General features: G+C 64.1%; 6 protein-coding genes and 1 pseudogene. 4 read left to right on the forward strand and 3 right to left on the reverse strand.

Features of this window, described 5'->3' with window-relative positions:
- Together K675_RS0111865 and K675_RS0111870 are read left to right on the forward strand one after the other, a co-directional pair.
- A partial coding sequence (locus K675_RS0111865) for a Tim44 domain-containing protein (RefSeq protein WP_017903740.1) occupies window positions 1-710 on the forward strand: 710 nt, incomplete at its 5' end.
- Between the two features lie 133 nt (window positions 711-843).
- Complete coding sequence (locus K675_RS0111870) at window positions 844-1251, forward strand: SMI1/KNR4 family protein (protein WP_017903741.1); 408 nt, start codon at window positions 844-846, stop codon at window positions 1249-1251.
- A gap of 33 nt (window positions 1252-1284) precedes the next feature.
- On the opposite strand, the gene K675_RS0111875 is transcribed toward K675_RS0111870, so the two are convergent.
- Window positions 1285-3048, reverse strand: coding sequence for a cation:proton antiporter (locus K675_RS0111875; RefSeq protein ID WP_017903742.1), 1764 nt, complete (start codon window positions 3046-3048; stop codon window positions 1285-1287).
- Window positions 3049-3334: 286 nt separating this feature from the next.
- Between K675_RS0111875 and K675_RS0111880 the strand changes: the two genes are divergently transcribed.
- Complete coding sequence (locus K675_RS0111880) at window positions 3335-3820, forward strand: acyl-CoA thioesterase (protein WP_017903743.1); 486 nt, start codon at window positions 3335-3337, stop codon at window positions 3818-3820.
- 2 nt (window positions 3821-3822) lie between these two features.
- On the opposite strand, the gene pdxY is transcribed toward K675_RS0111880, so the two are convergent.
- On the reverse strand, window positions 3823-4695 hold the full coding sequence (gene pdxY / locus K675_RS0111885; protein WP_017903744.1) for a pyridoxal kinase PdxY: 873 nt from the start codon (window positions 4693-4695) through the stop codon (window positions 3823-3825).
- Between the two features lie 114 nt (window positions 4696-4809).
- Here pdxY and K675_RS0111890 point away from each other — a divergent pair, with 114 nt between their 5' ends.
- On the forward strand, window positions 4810-5214 hold the full coding sequence (locus K675_RS0111890) for a DUF3301 domain-containing protein (RefSeq protein WP_017903745.1): 405 nt from the start codon (window positions 4810-4812) through the stop codon (window positions 5212-5214).
- Window positions 5215-5218: 4 nt separating this feature from the next.
- On the opposite strand, the pseudogene K675_RS0111895 reads toward K675_RS0111890, so the two are convergent.
- Window positions 5219-5572: pseudogene (locus tag K675_RS0111895) on the reverse strand (GTP-binding protein); the annotation flags it as partial.

Genomic DNA, 5572 nt, shown 5'->3' on the forward strand with positions numbered 1-5572 from the left:
CGGCTGGCGCAGCCGGTGCCGCCGGTGCGGCAGCCAAGGCCGGCGGTGCCTCGCGCTGGCTGGGCCCATTGGCCGGCATCGCCGCTGGCGGCCTGCTGGCGTCCATGTTCATGGGCGGCGGCTTCCAGGGCATGCAGTTCTTCGACATCCTGATCATGGCGGTCATCGCCTTCGTGATCTTCCGCTTCATCGCCGCCCGTCGTCGCAAGCAGCAGGAGCAGATGGCTCCGGCCGGCGCGCCGTACCAGCGTGAAGTGTTCGAGCAACCGGCGCCCGCCCAGAACTCGATCTTCGGTGGTTCCGCCGCGCCTGCCGCGCCACGCCGCGTGATCAACGCGCCGGCCTGGTTCAACGAGGAGCGCTTCCTGGAAGCCGCCCGCGGCCACTTCCAGACGCTGCAGCAGCACTGGGACGCCAACGAGATGGACAAGATCGCCGAGTTCGTGACCCCGCAGATGCTGCAGTTCCTCAAGCAGGAACGCGCCAGCCTGGGCGACGGCTTCCAGTCCACCTACATCGACAACCTGCAGGTGCAGCTGGACGGCGTGGATGACCGTGCCGACAAGACCATCGCCACCCTGACCTTCAGCGGCGTGTCGAAAACCTCGCGGTTCGACCAGGGCGAAGTGTTCAGCGAAAGCTGGAACATGGAACGCCAGCCAGGCGACAACCAGCCTTGGCTGGTCGCGGGTATCCGCCAGAACGGCTGACCCCAACGCGTTGTCTGATACACCAGAACCCCGGACTTGTCCGGGGTTTTGCATTTCACGATTGCACTTGTAACGAGCTACTGTATAAAACGCGTCATACCCAACCGCGCCATGCAGCAAGAGGATCGAGGCCGTGGAAGAAGTTATCGAACAATTGCGTGAAGCCAACGAACCCGTACCGGTGCCCCTGGAGTTGCCCGACGAGGATCAGTTGGTCGAGATCGAAGAGGAGCTGTTCATCAACATCCCCTTCGTCTTCAAGGAATTCCTGCTGACCGTCAGCGACGTGGTCTATGGCAGCCTGGAGCCGGTGACCGTCACCGACCCGCAGTCACACACCTATCTGCCGGAAGTGGCGGCCAACGCCTGGGACAGCGGCGTGCCACGGGACCTGATCCCGATCTGCCAGGACGGCGACGACTACTACTGCGTCGAGGAGGACGGCACCGTGGTGCTGTGGTCCGGCGAGGAAGAGCTGATCACCGAAGAGTCCTGGGAGTCGGTCTGGCACTGGGCGCGGGACGTCTGGCTGGAAAGCTGATACCCCGCCAGGTCCGGCGGGGCACCTGAGGCCTCAGTGCCCCGCCGAATCCTTGTTGTTCTCCAGTGTCTCCAGCAGGGCGACCTGCATCCGCGTATGCACGCGAATGAACCAGCGCCACAGCACGGCCGCGACCGCCGCGGCGACCACCGCGATCAGCACCAGCAGTTCGTTGGTGGGCAGGATGCTCGCCGACAGCGCCGACAGCAGCAGGAAGATCACCAGCAGCGACAGCAGCGGAATCACCTCGGCGATCACCCGCCGCACGCGCTGGGTATGCCGCCCGGCCACGTCCGGCTTCACCCCCATCTCCGCCAGCAGCATCGACAGCGCCTTGAGCTTGCGATAGGCGGCGATCAGGAACGGCAGCGACAGCAGCAGCGCGCCGCCCCAGATCAGTGCCTTGTGCCAGCTCGGCTCGCTGACCCAGCCTTCCAGGTAGGCGGCGATCGGCTGGGCGAAAAAGCCGCCGGCAAAGAAGATCGCCACCACCAGTGCCAGGTTCACCCCAACCTGCAGCAGGATCTTGCGGATCAGCGAGGCCAACAACGCCCCCTCGCCCTGGGGCTGGATGCTGCGCAGCCATTCGCCGTACAGGCCCAGCACCCGGCCCATGCGCCGCGGCACCACGGCAGCGAGCTTCAGCGACAGCGGGTCTGCCGCGCGGATCAGGTACGGCGTGAGCAAGGTGGTGATCACCGACACCGCCACGGCCACCGGGTAGAGGAAATGGCTGGTGACCTGCAGGGTCATCCCCAGCGAAGCGATGATGAAGGAAAACTCGCCGATCTGTGACAGGCCCATGCCTACCCGCAGCGAGGTACGGCCGTCGTTGCCGGCAATGAAGGCGCCCAGACCACAGGAGAGCATCTTGCCCAGCACCACCGCCACGGTGATCACCGCGATCGGCCAGGCATATTCGAGCAGCACCGCCGGATCGAGCATCAGGCCGATGGCGACGAAGAAGATCGCGCTGAACAGGTCGCGCACCGGCTCGATCAGGCGCTCGATCTTCAGCAACTGGCGCGACTCGGCCATGATCGCGCCGATCAGGAAGGCTCCCAGCACCATGCTGTATTCGAGCTTCACCACCAGCAGGCAGAAGCCGAAGCACAGTCCCAGCACGGTGATCAGCAACATCTCGTTGCTTTCGAAACGGGCGACATAGGCCAGCAGACGCGGCACCAGCAGGATGCCAATGACTAGGGCGACGATCATGAACAGCGACAACTTGCCGACGGTGGAGAACACCTCGCCGGAACTCACCGTGCCGCTGACGGCGATGCTCGACAGCAGGGCGATGATGCCGATGCCGAGGATGTCCTCGACGATCAGCACGCCGAAGATCAGCTGCGCGAAGCGCTGGTTCTTCATCTTCAGGTCGTTGAGCGCCTTGACGATGATGGTGGTCGAGGAGATCGCCAGGATCGCGCCGAGGAACAGCGAGTCCATGGTGTTCCAGTCGAACCAGCGACCGATCTCGTAGCCGATCCAGATCATCAGCACGATTTCCAGGAACGCGGCGATGAACGCCGTCGCCCCGACCTTGAACAGCTTGCCCAGGCTGAACTCCAGTCCGAGGCAGAACATCAGGAAGATCACCCCGAGCTCGGCCAGGGTCTTGATGGTGTCCTCGTCGTGGATCAGGCCGAACGGCGGGGTGTGCGGGCCAATGATGAAGCCGGCGACGATATAGCCGAGGACCACCGGCTGCTTGAAGCGGTGGAACAGGATGGTCACCACGCCCGCCACCAGCATGATCACTGCCAGATCCTGAATAAAACTGATGGCATGCATGGCGTGACGCTCCTTGTGTCGGCGGATGTTGGCAAGACCGCCACCCGCTCCCATTGAGCCGTCGGCGATCACCGTCCCGGATGTAAGAATTTTCTATGGCATGGCTTTCTGAAGGTTAACACCGGGACTTCCGACAAAAAGCCGGTGCAATATGTAGAAACAGATCGCTTGGCGCGTGACGATGCCACCCTGGCTGGCGTCCCGTAATCGAGGTGTCTGAGAAAATGCCTGAAGCGCCCGCAGAGGCGCCTGAACCCGTCCCTGCCCTACCTACCGTGAGCGTGCTATGGAACCTGGAAACGCCCAGCTGTCGATGACCGTTTTGATGACCCCGGATATGGCCAACTTTTCCGGCAATGTCCACGGCGGCACCCTACTCAAGTACCTGGACGAAGTGGCCTATGCCTGCGCCGCCCGTTATGCCGGCCGCTACGTGGTGACCCTGTCGGTGGACCAGGTGATTTTCCGCGAGCCGGTGCATGTCGGTGAACTGGTGACCTTCCTCGCTTCGGTCAACTACACCGGCAACACCTCGATGGAGGTCGGCATCAAGGTGGTGACGGAGAACATCCGCGAGCGCTCGGTGCGCCACACCAACAGCTGCTTCTTCACCATGGTCGCGGTCGACGACCAGCGCAAGCCGGCCTCGGTGCCACCGCTGCAGCCGGAGACCAGTGAAGGCAAGCGTCGCTACGCCCAGGCGAAGCAGCGCCGGCAGATCCGCCAGGAGCTGGAGAAGCGCTACCAGGACCTCAAGGCCGACACGCTTTAGGCTCAGAGGGTGATCGGCAACGCCTCGAAACGCACCCGCGGATGGGCGATGCGATCCTGGGCCCGCACCAGTTCCAGCTCGTAGCTGGCGCAGGCCTGGGTCTCCAGCAGCACTTCGTGCACCGCCGAGGCAGTGAACTCGAACGCCGCCACCAGGCTGTCGCCCAACAGCACCCTGGCCAGGAACAGCCCTGACGTCAGGTCGCCTACCCCAACCGGCTGACGCGGAAACGCCAGCAGCGGACGGCGCAGGTGCCAACTGCCGTCGGCGGTCACCAGCAGCATCTCGAAGCTGTCCTCCGGCTTGCCCGGATAGGCCAGGTGCTTGACCAGCACGACCTTCGGCCCACGCACCAGCAGGCTGCGGGCCATCGCCAGGCAATCGAACAGCGATTGGGGCGAACGCCCGCAGAAGCTGTCCAGCTCCAACTGGTTGGGGCAGAGAATGTCAGCCTGCGCCACCGCCTCCTGCAGCAGGAAGTCGCTGACCTCCACCGGCACGCTGCAGCCTTTCTCCGGGTGACCCATCACCGGGTCGCACAGGTACAGCGCCTTGGGGTTGGCCGCCTTGATCCGCGCCACGCCACCGAGAATCGCCCGCCCCTGCGCCGCGCTGCCCAGGTAGCCGGACAGCACCGCGTCGCAGTTGGCCAACTCGCCGATGGCGGCAATCCCTTCCACCAGTTCCGGGATCCGCTGCGGCGCCAACACTTCGCCGGCCCACTGGCCGTACTGGGTGTGGTTGGAGAACTGTACGGTGTTCAACGGCCAGACATTCACCCCGACCCGCTGCATGGGGAAAACCGCCGCGCCATTGCCGGCATGACCGAAAACCACGTGGGACTGAATGGCAAGCAGATGAGGAGTGCGTTTCATTCCAAATTCCAACAAGGCAAAAAGATTCGAGCCACGCAGTATGCGACTAAACAGAGCCTGTACGACAGACCGGCGAGCCAGTTAAGCTGCTCTCAACTTGATGGAGTGGCGTTCATGTTGACCCTGGGAAATATGTTGGTGCTGATGTTGCTGGCCACCGCCGCCGCTTGGCTCTGGCACAACCATGGCCTGCGCGAACGGGCGCTGGAACGGGTCAAGCAGCATTGCGCCCGGCTCGACCTGGAACTGCTCGACGGCGCCGTGGCCCTCAAGCGCATCGGTATCGTCCGCGATGCCAGCGGCCGGCGCCGCCTGGCGCGGATCTACCACTTCGAGTTCACCGTCACCGGCGAGCAGCGCCACGTCGGCACCATCACCCAGTTCGGCGCCCACAGCGCGCAGATCGAACTGCCGCCCTACCCGTTCGAGGCCAAGACCGAGCAGCCGACGGCGGAAATCATCGAACTGAGCCAGTGGCGCCAGGACCACCCCAAGGATCACAGCCAGTCGCGTCACTGAGCGGCTAGCCCAGCCGGCAGGCCAGCATGCCGGCTTTCAATCCCTCGCTGTCTCCCGGTTGGCTGAAGATCAGCTCAAGCCGTGAGTCCTTGCGCCATTCGCTGGGCTGCCAATCCAGCGGCAAGTTATCCACAGCGTTGCTCGACAGCCAGCCCGCCGGGCTGTGGATAACCAACTTGGCCCTCAGCCAGTCCAGGCCGGCCAGCCAGCGAGCAATCCGCTCCGGGTCCAACTGCTGGCTGGGGTGCCAGCGCCAACCGATGCTCCAGTGACCTTCCCGGGAATGGTCCTGGCAGATCGGTCGGGTCGGGTCGGTCCACAGCGCTGGCAGTGTCAAGCCCGCCGATGCTGGCGGCAG

This window comes from Pseudomonas fuscovaginae SE-1 (assembly GCF_000364705.1).
Classification (GTDB): Bacteria; Pseudomonadota; Gammaproteobacteria; order Pseudomonadales; family Pseudomonadaceae; genus Aquipseudomonas; species Aquipseudomonas fuscovaginae_A.

What these genes read in the sequence shown, in the direction of transcription:
- K675_RS0111875 (WP_017903742.1), bottom strand. Translation starts at nt 3,048, where the DNA reads ATGCATGCCATCAGTTTTATTCAGGATCTGGCAGTGATCATGCTGGTG.
- K675_RS0111880 (WP_017903743.1), top strand. Translation starts at nt 3,335, where the DNA reads ATGGAACCTGGAAACGCCCAGCTGTCGATGACCGTTTTGATGACCCCG.
- pdxY (WP_017903744.1), bottom strand. Translation starts at nt 4,695, where the DNA reads ATGAAACGCACTCCTCATCTGCTTGCCATTCAGTCCCACGTGGTTTTC.
- K675_RS0111890 (WP_017903745.1), top strand. Translation starts at nt 4,810, where the DNA reads ATGTTGACCCTGGGAAATATGTTGGTGCTGATGTTGCTGGCCACCGCC.